Origin of the sequence: Azotobacter chroococcum (genome assembly GCF_002220155.1) — a bacterium.
Taxonomy (GTDB): Bacteria; Pseudomonadota; Gammaproteobacteria; order Pseudomonadales; family Pseudomonadaceae; genus Azotobacter; species Azotobacter chroococcum.
In genome coordinates this window covers 2239504-2255528 of record NZ_CP011835.1, presented here as the reverse complement: position 1 = coordinate 2255528, position 16025 = coordinate 2239504, and the positions used below count along the sequence as shown (strand labels likewise).

Sequence of the window (16025 nt, the reverse complement as noted above, 5' to 3'; positions counted from 1 at the left end):
GCGGCGTGGTCGACGCCGTAGACATCGCTGAACCACACCGGGCCGCCTTCGGCCATGCCGCCATAGGCAAGGGCTGGAGTCGGGCTGCGGGCGGAAAAGCTCCTCCTTGCACAGCATCGCCATTCGCGGCAGCGTTTTCCCACCGCGCAGTGCAATTCGACGCGGGCGCGGCGCTGGCCACATACTTGATCCCCCCGTCAGCAGCCCGTCCCCCGTCCATGCGCATCCACGTCACCTTCATCGACCGCGTCGGCATCACCCAGGAAGTGCTCGCCCTGCTCGGCGGGCGCAATCTCAACCTGGACGCCGTGGAGATGGTCCCGCCGAACGTCTACATCGACGCGCCGACGCTCAGCGCCGAGGTGCTCGAGGAGCTGCGCGGCGCCCTGTTCAAGGTGCGCGGGGTGCAGGCGGTGGAGGTGGTCGACATCCTCCCCGGCCAGCGGCGCAGCCTGCAGCTGTATGCCCTGCTCGCCGCCATGCCCGACCCGCTGCTGGCGGTGGACGGCAGCGGCCGGGTGCTGCTGGCCAACCCGGCGCTGATCGAGCTGGCCGGCCGCGACCCCGACGGCGAATCCCTCGGCGAGCTGTTCGCCGCCCCGGAGCTGCACGACGAGCTGCTGGCGCAGGGCCTGCGCCTGTCGATGCGCGAGGTCACCCTGAACGGCCGGACCCTGCTGCTGGACGCCATACCGATCGGCGAAGGCGCCGGACAGGGAGCGGGCCAGCTGGCCGGCGCCCTGCTCACCCTGTACGCGCCCAACCGCCTCGGCGAGCGCCTGGCCGCCCTGCATCACGAGCAGGCCGAGGGCTTCGACGCCCTGCTCGGCGACTCGCCGGCGATCCGCACCCTCAAGGCCCGCGCCCAGCGGGTGGCGGTGCTCGACGCGCCGCTGCTGATCCAGGGCGAGACCGGCACCGGCAAGGAGCTGGTGGCGCGCGCCTGCCATGCGGTCAGCGCGCGGCGCAATGCGCCCTTCCTGGCCCTCAACTGCGCGGCCCTGCCGGAGAACCTCGCCGAGAGCGAGCTGTTCGGCTATGCCCCCGGCGCCTTCACCGGCGCCCAGCGCGGCGGCAAGCCCGGCCTGCTGGAGCTGGCCCACCAGGGCACGGTGTTCCTCGACGAGATCGGCGAGATGTCGCCCTACCTGCAGGCCAAGCTGCTGCGCTTTCTCAGCGACGGCAGCTTCCGGCGCATCGGCGGCGAGCGCGAGATCAAGGTGGACGTGCGCATCCTCAGCGCGACCCACCGCAACCTGGAACAGATGGTCGGCGAGGGGCGTTTCCGCGAGGACCTGTTCTACCGGCTCAACGTGCTCAACCTGGCCGTGCCGCCGCTGCGCGAGCGCAGCGAGGACATCCTGCCGCTGGCCCGGCACTTCCTGCAACAGGCCTGCGCGCAGATCCGCCGCCCGCCCTGCCGCCTGGCGCCGGACACCTATCCGGCGCTCTTGGCCAACCGCTGGCCGGGCAACGTGCGCCAGCTGCAGAACGTGATCTTCCGCGCCGCGGCGATCAGCGAGGGCAGCCTGGTGGAGATCGGCGACCTGGACATCGCCGGCACCGCCGTGGCGCCACGGGCCGACGAGATCGGCAGCCTCGGCGCGGCGGTGGAGAACTTCGAGCGCGGCATCCTGGAAAGGCTCTACGCCAGCTATCCCTCCAGCCGCCTGCTGGCCGCCCGCCTGCAGACCTCGCACACCGCCATCGCCAAGCGCCTGCGCAAGTACGGGATTCCCGGCAGCGAACGGTAGGAGCCAGCGTGCTGGCGATCCAGCGCAGCGCAATAGCATCGCCAGCACGCTGGCTCCTACCCGAGATGCACGACGCCGGCCCTCCCGTAACCAAAACGATACAGTGGAATGCATTCGCAACAGAAACGGCTGCCGCCCGCCAGCTCAGGGATTGGCACCAAAGCGCCAGCCTTCCCGTAACGATTTCGTTCCAAAAAATTCTACAAGCGCTTTCAGTAAATAAACTAAGTAATTGATTTAAAATAAATTTTTAAAAACTGGCATCCGCCTTGCTCAGGGCGAGCAACCGCTCGTCATCCTGCACGAGCCCTCAATCCCTCGCCCGCCTCGCTGCGGGCGAACCTTCAGGATTCACCGATGACCGATCGCCGCGCCCTCAGCACCACCAACGAATTCATCGCCCGCCATCTCGGCCCGCGCGAGGCGGATATCGCCGCCATGCTCGGCCAGCTCGGCTACGCCTCCCTGGACGCCCTGGGCGGGCGGGTGATCCCGGAGAGCATCAAGGGCAGCAGCGTGCTGGATTCCGGCGACGGTCTGGGCGAAGCCGAAGCGCTGGCCCGGCTCAAGGCCATCGCCGCGCAGAACCAGCAGTTCGCCAGCTTCATCGGCCAGGGCTACTACGGCACCCACACCCCGGCGCCGATCCTGCGCAACCTCCTGGAAAACCCGGCCTGGTACACCGCCTACACGCCCTACCAGCCGGAAATCTCCCAGGGCCGCCTGGAGGCCCTACTGAACTTCCAGACCCTGATCAGCGACCTCACCGGCCTGCCGATCGCCAACGCCTCCCTGCTCGACGAGGGCAGCGCCGCCGCCGAGGCAATGACCTTCTGCAAGCGCCTGTCGAAGAACAAGACCGCCCGCGCCTTCTTCGCCTCCCGCCACTGCCTGCCGCAGACTCTCGACGTGTTGCGCACCCGCGCCGAGCCGCTGGGCATCGAGGTGGTGGTCGGCGACGAGCGCGAACTCAGCGACGCCAGCCCCTACTTCGGCGCCCTGCTGCAGTACCCGGCCTGCGACGGCGAGGTGTTCGACTACCGCGCCGAGGTCGAGCGCTTCCACGCCGCCGGCGCCCTGGTGGCGGTGGCCGCCGACCTGCTGGCGCTGACCCTGCTCACCCCGCCCGGCGAATTCGGCGCCGACGTGGCCCTCGGCAGCACCCAGCGCTTCGGCGTGCCGCTGGGCTTCGGCGGCCCGCACGCGGCCTACTTCGCCACCCGCGACGCCTTCAAGCGCGACATGCCCGGCCGCCTGGTCGGCCTGTCGGTCGACCGCCACGGCCAGCCGGCGCTGCGCCTGGCGATCCAGACCCGCGAGCAGCACATCCGCCGCGAGAAGGCCACCAGCAACATCTGCACCGCCCAGGTGCTGCTGGCCAACATCGCCAGCATGTTCGCCGTCTACCACGGTCCCGAGGGCCTCAAGGCCATCGCCCGGCGCGTGCACGGCCTGACCGCGATCCTCGCCCGCGGCCTGATCCAGCTGGGCCAGCGCATCGAGCAGGAGCACTTCTTCGACACCCTGAGCGTCGCCAGCGGCGCGCGCACCGCCGAACTGCACGAGCGGGCCCGCGCCCAGGGCATCAACCTGCGCGAGATCGACGCCGGCCGCCTCGGCCTGTCCCTCGACGAAACCACCACCGCAGAGCAGGTCGAAGCGCTGTGGGCGATCTTCGCCGGCGAAGGCCAGGCCCTGCCGGACTTCGCCGCGCTGGCCGCCGGCGTCGGCGAGCGCCTGCCGCCGGCGCTGCTGCGCACCTCGGCGTTCCTCCAGCAGCCAGTGTTCAACCGCTACCATTCGGAAACCGAGCTGATGCGCTACCTGCGCCGGCTGGCGGACAAGGACCTGGCGCTGGACCGCAGCATGATCCCGCTGGGCTCCTGCACCATGAAGCTCAACGCCGCCAGCGAGATGATCCCGATCACCTGGGCCGAGTTCGGCAACCTGCACCCCTTCGCCCCGGCCGAACAGAGCCAGGGCTACGCCCGGCTGACCGCCGACATCGAGCGCATGCTCTGCGCCGCCACCGGCTACGATGCCGTGTCGCTGCAGCCCAACGCCGGCTCCCAGGGCGAGTACGCGGGCCTGCTGGCGATCCGCGCCTGGCACGCCAGCCGCGGCGAAGGCCAGCGCGACATCTGCCTGATCCCCGCCTCGGCCCACGGCACCAACCCGGCGACCGCCAGCATGGCCGGCCTGCGCGTGGTGGTGGTGGCCTGCGACGCCCAGGGCAACGTCGACATCGACGACCTGCGCGCCAAGGCCGAGCAGCACGGCGCGCAACTGGCCGCGCTGATGATCACCTACCCCTCGACCCACGGCGTGTTCGAGGAAGGCGTGCGCGAGATCTGCGAGCTGGTCCACCAACACGGCGGCCAGGTGTACATCGACGGCGCCAACATGAACGCCATGGTCGGCCTGTGCGCGCCGGGCCGGTTCGGCGGCGACGTCTCGCACCTCAACCTGCACAAGACCTTCAGCATTCCCCACGGCGGTGGCGGCCCGGGCGTCGGCCCGATCGCGGTCAAGTCCCACCTGGCGCCCTTCCTGCCCGGCCACGGCCAGCTCGAACGCCGGGAAGGCGCGGTCTGCTCGGCGCCGTTCGGCAGCGCCAGCATCCTGCCGATCACCTGGATGTACATCAGCATGATGGGCGGCGCCGGCCTGCGCCGGGCCTCGCTCCTGGCGATCCTCAACGCCAACTACATCGCCAGCCGCCTGAAGGACCACTACCCGGTGCTCTACACCGGCGAAGGCGGCCTGGTCGCCCACGAGTGCATCCTCGACCTGCGCCCGCTCAAGGACAGCAGCGGCATCAGCGTCGACGACGTGGCCAAGCGCCTGATCGACTTCGGCTTCCACGCGCCGACCATGTCCTTCCCGGTCCCCGGCACCCTGATGATCGAGCCGACCGAGAGCGAATCGAAGGAGGAGCTGGACCGCTTCTGCGACGCCATGATCGCCATCCGCGAGGAGATCCGCGCGGTGGAAAACGGCGCGCTGGACAAGAACGACAACCCGCTGAAGAACGCGCCGCACACCGCGGCCGAGCTGGTCGGCGAGTGGCCTCACCCGTACAGCCGCGAACAGGCGGTGTACCCGGTCGCCAGCCTGGTCGAGGGCAAGTACTGGCCGCCGGTGGCGCGGGTCGACAACGTCTACGGCGACCGCAATCTGGTCTGCGCCTGCCCTGCGCCGGAGGCCTACCGGGACGCCTGACGACACGCCCGCTCCCGGCCAGGAAAGATGCCGACCTGTGCGTCATCTTTCCGGTCTATATAAGAACAACAAGGCCATCTTGCCGGGAGCCCGCCCGTCGGCTCCCGGCGCCGGAGTTCCATCATGTCCCTCAGCGTTTTCGACCTGTTCAAGATCGGCATCGGACCTTCCAGTTCGCACACCGTCGGCCCCATGCGCGCCGCGACGCGCTTCGTCGAGGAGCTGCGCCGCGACAACCTGCTGGCTGCCACCGCCGGCGTGCGGGTGGAGCTGCATGGCTCGCTCGGCGCCACCGGCAAGGGGCACGGCAGCGACAAGGCAGTGCTGCTCGGCCTGGAGGGCGAACACCCGGAGCGGGTCGACACCGACCGCATCCCCGAACGCCTGGCGGCGATCCGCGCCAGCGGCGAGCTGCGCCTGCTCGGCGACAAGCCGATCCGCTTCGTCGAGAAGGAACACCTGGCGCTGATCCGCAAGCCGCTGCCGCACCATCCCAACGGCATGATCTTCCGCGCCTTCGACGCCGCCGGCCTGCAGATCCGCAGCCGCGAGTACTACTCGGTGGGCGGCGGCTTCGTGGTCGACGCCGACACCGCCAGCGCCGGCCGCCTCAAGGAAGAATGCCGGCCGCTGCCCTACCCGTTCAGGAGCGCCGCCAAGCTGCTGGCGCTGTGCGCCGAGCAGGACCTGTCGATCAGCGCGCTGATGCGCGTCAACGAGATGGTCTGGCGCCCGGACAGCCACACCCGCGCCGGCCTGCAGCGCCTCTGGCAGGTGATGCAGGAGTGCGTCGAGGCCGGCTGCCGCAGCGAGGGCGTGCTGCCCGGCGGGCTGCAGGTCAACCGCCGCGCCGCCGCGCTGTACCGCCAGTTGAACCGCACCCCCGAGGGCAGCCGGAGCGATCCGCTGTGGGTGCTCGACTGGGTCAACCTCTACGCCCTGGCGGTGAACGAGGAGAACGCCAGCGGCGGCCGCGTGGTGACCGCGCCGACCAACGGCGCCGCCGGCATCGTCCCGGCGGTGCTGCACTACTACATGCGCTTCGTGCCCCGCGCCAGCCTGGAGGGCGTCGAGCGCTTCCTGCTCACCGCCGGCGCCATCGGCATTCTCTACAAGGAGAACGCCTCGATCTCCGGCGCCGAGGTCGGCTGCCAGGGCGAGGTCGGCGTGGCCTGCTCGATGGCCGCCGGCGCGCTCTGCGAAGTGCTCGGCGGCACCCCGCAGCAGGTCGAGAACGCCGCCGAGATCGGCATGGAGCACAACCTCGGCCTGACCTGCGACCCGGTCGGCGGGCTGGTCCAGATACCGTGCATCGAGCGCAACGCCATGGGCGCGGTGAAGGCGATCAACGCCGCGCGCATGGCCCTGCGCGGCGACGGCCGGCACTTCATCTCGCTGGACAAGGTGATCGCCACCATGCGCCAGACCGGCGCCGACATGAAGAGCAAGTACAAGGAAACCGCCCGCGGCGGACTGGCGGTGAACATCATCGAATGCTGAGCCACGCTTTCGTCGCTGCAGCCAGAACCGTAGAAGCGAGCGTGCTCGCGCTCGCTCCTACCCCAAATCGACCTTCGGAGTTCCTGCATGACCACGGAAACCCTCGCCACAACCCCGCTGCACGCCCTGCACCTCGAACTGGGCGCGCGCATGGTGCCCTTCGCCGGCTACGACATGCCGGTGCAATACCCACTGGGCGTGCTCAAGGAGCACCTGCACAGCCGCGACCAGGCCGGGCTGTTCGACGTCTCGCACATGGGCCAGATCATTCTGCGCGGCGCCGATGCCGCCGCGGCCCTGGAGACCCTGGTGCCGGTGGACATCGTCGACCTGCCGGTGGGCCTGCAGCGCTACGCGCTGTTCACCGACGACAACGGCGGCATCCTCGACGACCTGATGGTCGCCAACCTGGGCGGCGAGCGCCTGTTCCTGGTGGTCAACGCCGCCTGCAAGGAGCAGGACCTGGCCCACCTGCAAAAGCATATCGGCGAGCGCTGCCAGATCGAATCGCTGTTCGAGTCGCGCGCCCTGCTCGCCCTGCAGGGCGTCAAGGCGGTCGACGTGCTGGCGCGCCTGGCGCCGGAAGTGGCGAAGATGACCTTCATGCACATCGCCGAGGTCGAGCTGCTCGGCAGCCCGTGCATCGTCAGCCGCTCCGGCTACACCGGCGAGGACGGCTTCGAGATCTCCGTGCCGGTCGAGCACGCCGACAAGCTCGCCCGCGCCCTGCTCGCCGAACCGGAAGTCCAGCCGATCGGCCTCGGCGCCCGCGACTCGCTGCGCCTGGAAGCCGGCCTGTGCCTGTACGGCCACGACATGAGCAGCGCCACCACGCCGGTCGAGGCCAGCCTGCTGTGGGCCGTCTCCAAGGTGCGCCGCCAAGGCGGCGCCCGCGCCGGCAGCTTCCCCGGCGCGGCGCGGATCTTCGCCCAGCAGCAGGAAGGCGTGGCCAGCAAGCGCGTCGGTCTGCTGCCGCAGGAGCGCACGCCGGTGCGCGAAGGCGCGGAGATCGTCGATGCCGAAGGCGCGACCATCGGCAAGGTCACCAGCGGCGGCTTCGGCCCGAGCCTGGGCGCGCCGCTGGCCATGGGCTATGTCGCCAGCAGCCATGCCGCCGAAGGCAGCGAGGTCTGGGCCATCGTCCGCGGCAAGCGCGTGGCGATGAAGGTCGCCAGGACCCCGTTCGTGCCGCAGCGCTACTACCGCGGCTGAGCCCTGCCGCCCCTCTTCCGTCCGCGGGAGAGGGGCCGATTCGCCCACCATGGCGCCCGCCAGGCCGGCTTCCCGGCTGGCCGCGAAGACCGCACGACCGCTATCCTTGCCGGTCCGGTACAACGCCCCGATCGCGATGCAATATCATCGGCTGGGCGCCTGCCTGATGCCCGAACGTTGCCCTCGCACTTCATGCTGCGGCCCACGCATCAGCCGCCTACTCTTGAGACACCCAAGCTCCACACCCGCGACATGAGGTGAATCTTCCGATGATCAAGCTGAACCTGAACGGCAAGGACCATGAGTTCGATGCACCCGGGGAAATGCCGCTGCTCTGGGCCCTGCGCGATGTCGCCGGGCTGACCGGGACCAAGTACGGCTGCGGCATGGCGCTGTGCGGCGCCTGCACCGTGCAGGTCGACGGGCAGCCGACGCGCGCCTGCGTGACGCCGCTTGCGGCGGTGGCCGGCAAGCAGGTGGTCACCATCGAGGCGATCGCCGCACAACCCGCCGGCAAGGCGGTACAGGAGGCCTGGCGCAAGCTCGACGTGGTGCAGTGCGGCTACTGCCAGTCGGGGCAGATCATGGCCGCCAGCGCGCTGCTGTCCGGCAACAGGAATCCCAGCGATGCCGATATCGACACGGCCATGAGCGGCAACCTCTGCCGCTGTGCCACCTATGTACGCATCCGCGCGGCGATCCACGAAGCCGCACGGAGCCTGGCCTGAGGAGCCTCCCCATGGCAGAGCTGCACTCCCCGAACGAAACGGCTGCCAGCGACAGCGGCATCTGCAACTTCAGCCGCCGCGCCTTTCTGCGCGGCACGGGCGGCCTGGCGCTGGGCATCTACTTCGCGCCGCTGCTCGGGCGCCGGGGCCTGGCCGAAGCGGCCGGCGATGATTTCGAGCCGAACGCCTTTCTGCGCATCGGCTCCGACGGAATGGTCACGGTGATCGCCAAGCACGTCGAGATGGGCCAGGGCAGCTACACCGGCCTCGCCACCCTGATCGCCGAGGAACTGGATGCGGACTGGAGCCGCGTGCGCGTCGAGGGCGCCCCGGCGAACACCGCGCTGTACAAGAACCTTGCCTTCGGCCTGCAGGGAACCGGCGGCAGCAGCGCCATCGCCAACTCCTTCGAGCAGATGCGCAAGGCCGGCGCCAGCGCCCGCGCCATGCTGGTGGCCGCCGCCGCCGGGCAATGGCAGGTGCCGGCGGAGCAGATCGCCGTGCGCCAGGGCGTGGTCGAGCACGCCGCCTCGGGTCGCAGGGCCGGCTTCGGCGAACTGGCCGAGGCCGCAGCCAGGCAACCGCTGCCCGCCGACGTGAAGCTCAAGGACCCGAAGGACTTCACGCTCATCGGCCGGCAGAAGCTGCCGCGCACCGACAGCCAGGACAAGACCGACGGCAGCGCGCTGTTCACCCAGGACATCCGCCTGCCGGACATGCTGGTGGCCGTCCCCGCCCATCCGCCGCGCTTCGGCGCCACGCCGTCCAAGGTCGAGGCGAGCAAGGCCAGGGCGGTGCCGGGCGTGGTCGCGGTGGTCGAGTATCCCGGCGACCAGCGCCGTTTCGCCGGGGTCGCCGTACTGGCCCGGAATACCTGGGCAGCGATCCGGGGGCGCGACGCGCTGCAGGTGGAGTGGGACGAGAGCAAGGCCTTCCGCCTCGGCAGCGCGGAGATCCTCGCCCAGTACCGGGAGCTGGCCGGCCAACCCGGCACTGTCGCGCGCAACGAAGGCGACGCCGGCAGCGCGCTGGAGCAGGCGAACAAGCGCATCGATGCCGAGTTCGAGTTCCCCTATCTCGCCCACGCCGCCATGGAGCCACTGAACTGCGTGGTCAGGCTGGACGAGGGGCGCTGCGAAATCTGGAACGGCGAGCAGTGGCAGTCCGGCGACCAGCAACTGGTGGCGCAGTTGCTGGGCATTCCCGCGGAGGCTGTATCGATCACCCAGCTCTACGCCGGCGGCAGTTTCGGCCGGCGCGCCAACCCGCACTCGGATTACGTGCTGGAAGCGGTGTCCATCGCCAGGGCAGCCCGGGACCAGGGTGTGAAGGGGCCGGTGAAGATGGTCTGGACCCGCGACAACGACACCCGCGGCGGCTACTACCGCCCGTTGTTCCTGCACCGGGCCAGCCTGGGCCTGGACGGCGAAGGCAGGCTGATGGCCTGGCAGCATCGCCTGGTGGGACAGTCGTTCATGCAGGGCACGCCGTTCGAATCCGTGATGCTCAAGGACGGCATCGACAAGGTGGCGGTGGAAGGCATCGACAATCTCGCCTACGCGGTCCCCAACCTGCACGTCGAGCTGCACCTGGCGCAGGGCATCGGCGTGCCGACCCAGTGGTGGCGCTCGGTGGGCCATACCCATACGGCCTACGCGACGGAAACGCTGATCGACGAAGCCGCCGTGGCGGCTGGCAAGGACCCCTACCAGTACCGGCGGGCGCTGCTGGACAAGCACCCGCGCCACCTCGGCGTACTCGACCTGGTGGCGGAGAAGGCCGGCTGGACCGCCGCGTTGCCGCCGGGAGCGCAGGGCGAGCGGCGCGGTCGCGGCATCGCGGTGCACGAGTCGTTCGGCAGCTTCGTGGCGCAGGTGGTGGAGGTGACGGTGAAGCCCGACCACAGCTACCGGGTGGACAGGGTCGTCTGTGCGGTGGACTGCGGCCTGGCGATCAACCCGGACGTGATCCGCGCGCAGATGGAAGGCGGCATCGGCTTCGCCCTGTCGGCGGCCATGCACAGCGCCATCACCCTGAAGGATGGCGTGGTCGAGCAGTCGAACTTCCACGACTTCCAGGTGATCCGCCTCAACGAGATGCCGCAGGTCGAGGTGCACATCGTGCCCTCGGCGGTGGCCCCCACCGGCGTCGGCGAGCCGGGCGTGCCGCCGCTGGCGCCGGCGCTGGCCAATGCGCTGTTCGCCGCCAGCGGCAAGCGCATCCGCCGGCTGCCGATCGGCAATCAGCTGCAGGCATAGGGCGGCGGCACCCGGCATCCTCGCGCCGGCGGGGATGCCGGGCGACGCCCGCTCCGGGGCCGTCGCCAGCGACTCGCCTAATGGCGGATGCCCTGCCAGACCATGCCGGCCAGCGCCAGCACGGAAATCCCCAGCCAGAAGTGAAATTCGATATCCATTCGCAGATCTCCGGGCAACGACATGCCCGACCTCCAATCCAAGCCGGCCACTATTTCATGGCCGGGATTTTCGAGCGCCCCCTCGTTCGAGGGGGAAGCCGACTTCCCCTCCCCTCAATGCCCGCCCAGATAGGCGCTGCGCACCTCCGGGTTGCCGAGCAGCTCCTCTCCCGTACCCGACAGGCGGATCTGCCCGTTGACCATCACATAGCCGCGGTCGGACAGCTTCAGCGCATGGTTGGCGTTCTGCTCGACCAGGAACAGGGTCATGCCGCCGGCCGCCAGCTCGCGGAGGATCTGGAAGATCTGCTTGACCACGATGGGCGCCAGGCCCAGCGAGGGCTCGTCGAGCAGCAACAGCTTTGGCCGGCTCATCAGCGCGCGGGCGATGGCGAGCATCTGCTGCTCGCCGCCGGAGAGGGTCATGGCGCGCTGGTTGCGCCGTTCCTCGAGGCGCGGGAACAGCTCGAACATCCGCCGCAGGTCCTCGTCGGCGTGCGCCATGCCGATCGGGATGGTGCCCATCAGCAGGTTCTCCTCCACGCTCATGTCGGGGAACACCCGGCGTCCTTCCGGCGACTGGGCCACGCCGCCGGAGGCGACGTGATGGGCCGACTTGTGGGTGATGTCCTCGCCGCGGTAGAGGATCTGCCCGGCGCTCACCCGCGGCTGGCCGAAGATCGACATCAAAAGGCTCGACTTGCCCGCGCCGTTGGCGCCGATCAGGCTGACCGTCTCGCCCTCGTCGACGTGCAGGCTGACCTGGCGCAGCGCCTGGATCGGCCCGTAGTGCAGGTCGACGTTGCGGAATTCCAGCAAGGGCACGCTCATGCCAGCTCCTCCTCGTCGGCGCCCAGGTAGGCGGCGATCACCCTGGGATCGTGGCGGATCGCCGCGGGCGGTCCCTCGGCGATCAGCTCGCCGTGATCGAGCACCAGGATGTGGTCGGAAATGCCCATCACCAGGCCCATGTCGTGCTCGATCAGCAGCACGGTGACTTCGTGCGCGTCGCGCAGGGTGCGGATGATGCGGCTGAGCGCGGCGGTCTCGGCCGGGTTGAGGCCGGCGGCCGGCTCGTCCAGGCAGAGGAGCTGCGGCCGGGTGCACATGGCCCGAGCGATCTCCAGGCGGCGCTGCTGGCCGTAGGACAGCTCGCCGGCCAGGCGGTTGGCGCAGTCGGCCAGATCGACCACCTCCAGCCAGTAGAAGGCGTGCTCCAGCGCCTGCTCTTCGGCCCGCCGGAAGCCCCGGGTGTTGAGGATGCCGGCCAGCAGGTTGCGCTCGACCCACAGGTGCTGGGCCACCAGCAGGTTCTCCAGCACCGACATCTCGCGGAACAGCCGGATGTTCTGGAAGGTCCGCGCCAGCCCGGCACGGTTGACCAGGTGGGTGCCGCCGAACAGCTTGTAGCGCAGGCGGCTGGCGAAGCGCCGCGGGTTGACGAAGTCGCCCGCGCGGAACGGCTCGCCGAGCACCTGCAGCACGTCGGTGGTCCGGCCGCGGGCATGCAGGCGAATACTGCCGCCGCTGGCGCGGTAGAAGCCGGTCAGGCAGTTGAACACCGTGGTCTTGCCGGCGCCGTTGGGGCCGATCAGCGCGGTGATGGAGTGGCGCCTGACGCCCAGGCTGACGTCGTGCAGCGCGCGGATGCCGCCGAACTGCATGGACAGGTGCTCGACGCGGAGGATCTCGTCGCCGCTCATGGCGCCACCCCCGGACGCGGCGCGAAGCCGCGGCGGCTGATGCGGATCAGCCCGCGCGGCCGCCAGATCATCATCAGCACCATGAGCATGCCGAACAGCAGCACCCGGTAGTCGGCGAAGCTCCTGAGAAGCTCCGGTGCCACCGTCAGCACGAAGGCGGCGAGCACCACACCCAGGGTCGAGCCCATGCCGCCGAGCACCACGATGGCGAGGATCAGCGCCGATTCGAAGAAGGTGAACGAGGTCGGGTTGACGAAGCCCTGGTAGCTGGCGAAGAACACCCCGGCCAGCCCCGCCGTGGAAGCGCCGAGCATGAACGCCGAGAGCTTGACCAGCACGTGGTTGAGGCCCATGGCGCGGCAGGCGATCTCGTCCTCGCGCAGCGCCTCCCAGGCCCGGCCGATCGGCATGCGGATCAGCCGGCCCTTGACGTAAAGGACCAGCAGCACGGTGAGCAGCAGCACCGCGTAGATGAACAGGAACTTGACGTTGGGGTCGTAGGCGATGCCGAAGAACTCGTGGAACGGCACCCCGCCATCCTTGGCCCGGCGGCCGAACTCCAGGCCGAGGAAGGTCGGCGCCGGCACCGACATGCCGTTCGGCCCGCCGGTGAGGGACAGCCAGTTGTTCAGCACCAGGCGGATGATCTCGCCGAAGCCCAGGGTGACGATGGCGAGATAATCGCCGTGCATGCGCAGCACCGGGAAGCCGAGCAGCGCCCCGGCCAGCGCCGCCGCCAGCGCGGCCAGCGGCAGCACGCTCCAGAAGCCGAGGCCGAGGTATTCGTAGCCGAGCGCCAGGCCGTAGGCGCCGATCGCGTAGAAGGCCACGTAGCCCAGGTCGAGCAGACCGGCGAGGCCGACCACGATGTTCAGGCCGAGGCCGAGCAGCACGTAGATCAGGCCGAGGATGATCACGGTGAGCAGGTACTTGCTGGCGAAGAACGGAAAGATCAGCGCCGCCAGCAGCACCAGCGGGACGATCCAGCGCAGGTGCGAGCGGTAGTCCGGCGCCAGCACCTGCACGCCGGCGCCGGAGCCCTCGAAACGCTGCATCCAGCCGCGACCGCTGGCGCTGTGCAGGAACAGGCTGAGGAGGAAGCGGCCGAGCATCACCGTGCCGACGATCCAGGCGACGCGCGCGGGCTGCAGGTTGAAGCCGTAGCCGTCGAGCACCACGCCGACGATGGGGCCGAACACCACCAGGGCGACCAGCCCGGCGAGCACGCTGTCCAGCAGCGGCTGGCGGATATCCAGGGAAGAACGCTCGGGCATGTTCATACCTTCGTCACCTGGGGCCGGCCCAGGAGTCCTTGCGGTCGGAAGATCAGGATCAGCACCAGCAGCGAGAAGCTGAACACGTCCTTGTAGTCGGTGTTGACCATTCCGGAGAACTGCGCCTCGGCGACCCCGAGGATCAGGCCGCCGAGCATGGCGCCGGGCAGCGAGCCGATGCCGCCGAGCACCGCGGCGGTGAACGCCTTGATGCCGATGACGAAGCCGGCGTAGAAGTCGAAGGTGCCGTAGTTCAGGGTGATCAGCAGGCCGGCCAGCGCGGCCATGGCGGCGCCGATGACGAACACCCAGGAGATCACCCGGTCGGTGTCGATGCCGAGGATCTGCGCCATCTTGCGGTCCTGCTGGGTGGCGCGGCACATGCGGCCGAGCCGGGTGCAGTGGATCACCCAGGTCAGCGCGGCCATGCCGGCGAAGGCGGCGACCAGGATGAACACCTTGGTGTAGCTGATCTGCAAAAAGCCCTCGCCGACGTGGAAGCGGAAGGCGCCGTCGAGCAGGGTCGGTATGCCCTGCTGGCGCGCGCCCTGGCTGAGCTGCACGTAGTTCTGCAGGATCAGCGAAATGCCGATGGCGCTGATCAGCGGCGCCAGGCGCGTGGAGTTGCGCAGCGGCCGGTAGGCGATGCGCTCGATCGTCCAGCCGTACAGGCCGGTGACGCAGACGGTGAACAAGAGCGTGCCGAAGATCAGCAGCGGAAAGGATTCGAGGCCGAAGAACGCCAGCAGGGCCAGGCCGATGGCCGACAGGTAGGCGCTGATCATGTACACCTCGCCGTGGGCGAAGTTGATCATGCCGATGATCCCGTAAACCATGGTGTAGCCGATGGCGATCAGGCCGTAGACCGACCCGAGGGTCAGCCCGTTGATCAGTTGTTGCAGGAAGATGCCGTCCATGCGTAAGTCTCGTCTATGGGCGGTTCATGGAGGGTTCGGCGGCACTGCGCCGCAGGGTGGATGGCCACCCCGTGGAAAACCCGCGCAGCGGTTTTCCACCGGACCGCGGCCGGAAGGTGGAAAGGACCGGCGGTCGTTTCCCACCCTGCCCGGCCTGGGCGGTCGTCACTTCTGGTGATACTTGCCCTGGTCGTCCCACTCGTAGATCACGTAGTCGCTGACCTTCAGGTCACCCTTGGCATCCCACTCCTTGGTGCCCATCACGGTCGCCACCGGATGGCTCTTCAGCCACTCGGCGGCCTTTTCCGAATCGGTCTTGCCGACCGCGTTGAAGGCCGCGGCCAGCGCCTGCAGCGAAGCATAGGCGTACAGGGTATAGCCCTCCGGCTCGTAGCCGCCGGCGCGCAGCTTCTCGACCAACGCCTGGCCGTCGGGGATCTTGCGCGGGTCGGCGCCGAAGGTCATGAAGGCGCCCTTGACGTACTGCGGGCCGCCGGCGGTGGTGACCAGCTCGTCGGTGACGACGCCGTCGCCGGAGACGAAGCTGGCGGTCAGGCCCTGCTCGCGCATCTGCCGCAGCAGCGGGCCGGCCTCGGTGTGCAGGCCGCCGAAGTAGACCACGTCGACATTGGCGCCGCGCAGCTTGGTGACCAGCGCGTTGAAGTCCTTCTCGCCGCGGGTCAGGCCCTCGTAGAGCACCGCAGCGACGCCGCGCTTGCTCAGCTGGGCGCGCGCGGAGTCGGCGATGCCCTGGCCGTAGGTGTCCTTGTCGTGGATGACCGCTACCCGCTTGCCCTTCAGGCTGTCGACGATGAAGTCGGCGGCGACCTGGCCCTGCTGGTCGTCGCGGCCGCACATGCGGAACATGCCGGTCAGGCCGCGCTCGGTGACCTGCGGGTTGGTCGAGCCGGGGGTGATGGTGAGGATGCCCGCCTCGTCGTACACCTCGGAGGCCGGGATGGTCGAGGAGGAACAGAAGTGGCCGATCACCGCGGCGACCTTGTCCTGGTCGACCAGGCGGTTGGCCACCGAGACGGCCTGCTTGGGTTCGCAGGCGTCGTCGCCCTTGACCAGCTTGATCGGCTCGCCGTTGATGCCGCCGGCGGCGTTGATGTCGGCCGCCGCCTGGCTGGCCCCGCGCCAGTACTGCTCGCCGAAGGCGGCATTCGGGCCGGTGTGCGGACCGGCGACGCCGATCAGGATGTCGGCCTGGGCCAGGGAGGACAGGTCCAGCGCGGCGGACACCGCGAAAGCCAGCATGCCTTTTCTCACCATCGTCATGAAGTGAAGCTCCTTGTT

The 16025-nt window shown here is 69.5% G+C and carries 11 protein-coding genes; 6 read left to right on the top strand and 5 right to left on the bottom strand.

Annotated features, from left to right (window positions below; genetic code table 11):
• The first annotated feature begins 218 nt into the window (after positions 1 to 218).
• From ACG10_RS10360 to ACG10_RS10335, 6 genes are all read left to right on the top strand, one after another.
• Entirely contained in the window at positions 219 to 1754 is a 1536-nt protein-coding gene (locus ACG10_RS10360; RefSeq protein ID WP_089168165.1) for a sigma-54-dependent transcriptional regulator, read from the top strand.
• Positions 1755 to 2111: 357 nt separating this feature from the next.
• A complete protein-coding gene (gene gcvP, locus ACG10_RS10355; protein WP_089168164.1) occupies positions 2112 to 4976 on the top strand; it encodes an aminomethyl-transferring glycine dehydrogenase in 2865 nt (954 codons plus the stop codon).
• Between the two features lie 123 nt (positions 4977 to 5099).
• On the top strand, positions 5100 to 6476 hold the full coding sequence (locus ACG10_RS10350) for an L-serine ammonia-lyase (RefSeq protein ID WP_089168163.1): 1377 nt from the start codon (positions 5100 to 5102) through the stop codon (positions 6474 to 6476).
• Between the two features lie 87 nt (positions 6477 to 6563).
• Entirely contained in the window at positions 6564 to 7688 is a 1125-nt protein-coding gene (gcvT, locus tag ACG10_RS10345; protein WP_089168162.1) for a glycine cleavage system aminomethyltransferase GcvT, read from the top strand.
• Positions 7689 to 7957: 269 nt separating this feature from the next.
• Positions 7958 to 8416, top strand: a complete 459-nt coding sequence (locus ACG10_RS10340; RefSeq protein ID WP_039804234.1) for a (2Fe-2S)-binding protein — start codon at positions 7958 to 7960, stop codon at positions 8414 to 8416.
• 11 nt (positions 8417 to 8427) lie between these two features.
• Positions 8428 to 10674 (top strand): xanthine dehydrogenase family protein molybdopterin-binding subunit, encoded by a 2247-nt coding sequence (locus ACG10_RS10335; RefSeq protein ID WP_089168161.1) that lies wholly within the window; start codon positions 8428 to 8430, stop codon positions 10672 to 10674.
• Between the two features lie 272 nt (positions 10675 to 10946).
• Here ACG10_RS10335 and ACG10_RS10330 read toward each other — a convergent pair whose 3' ends face one another.
• From ACG10_RS10330 to ACG10_RS10310, 5 genes are all read right to left on the bottom strand, one after another.
• Positions 10947 to 11663: an ABC transporter ATP-binding protein gene (locus ACG10_RS10330; RefSeq protein WP_089168160.1), complete on the bottom strand. Its 717-nt coding sequence runs from the start codon at positions 11661 to 11663 to the stop codon at positions 10947 to 10949.
• Positions 11660 to 12535 (bottom strand): ABC transporter ATP-binding protein, encoded by an 876-nt coding sequence (locus tag ACG10_RS10325; RefSeq protein ID WP_089168159.1) that lies wholly within the window; start codon positions 12533 to 12535, stop codon positions 11660 to 11662. Before ACG10_RS10325 ends, ACG10_RS10330 begins: the two co-directional genes overlap by 4 nt.
• On the bottom strand, positions 12532 to 13809 hold the full coding sequence (gene livM, locus ACG10_RS10320) for a high-affinity branched-chain amino acid ABC transporter permease LivM (RefSeq protein ID WP_089169850.1): 1278 nt from the start codon (positions 13807 to 13809) through the stop codon (positions 12532 to 12534). Before livM ends, ACG10_RS10325 begins: the two co-directional genes overlap by 4 nt.
• A 2-nt stretch (positions 13810 to 13811) precedes the next feature.
• The gene (locus ACG10_RS10315) at positions 13812 to 14726 is read right to left on the bottom strand and encodes an ABC transporter permease subunit (RefSeq protein WP_039804243.1); all 915 of its coding nucleotides are present in this window, start codon (positions 14724 to 14726) and stop codon (positions 13812 to 13814) included.
• A gap of 165 nt (positions 14727 to 14891) precedes the next feature.
• Positions 14892 to 16007 (bottom strand): branched-chain amino acid ABC transporter substrate-binding protein, encoded by a 1116-nt coding sequence (locus ACG10_RS10310; RefSeq protein WP_089168158.1) that lies wholly within the window; start codon positions 16005 to 16007, stop codon positions 14892 to 14894.
• Positions 16008 to 16025: the final 18 nt, after the last annotated feature.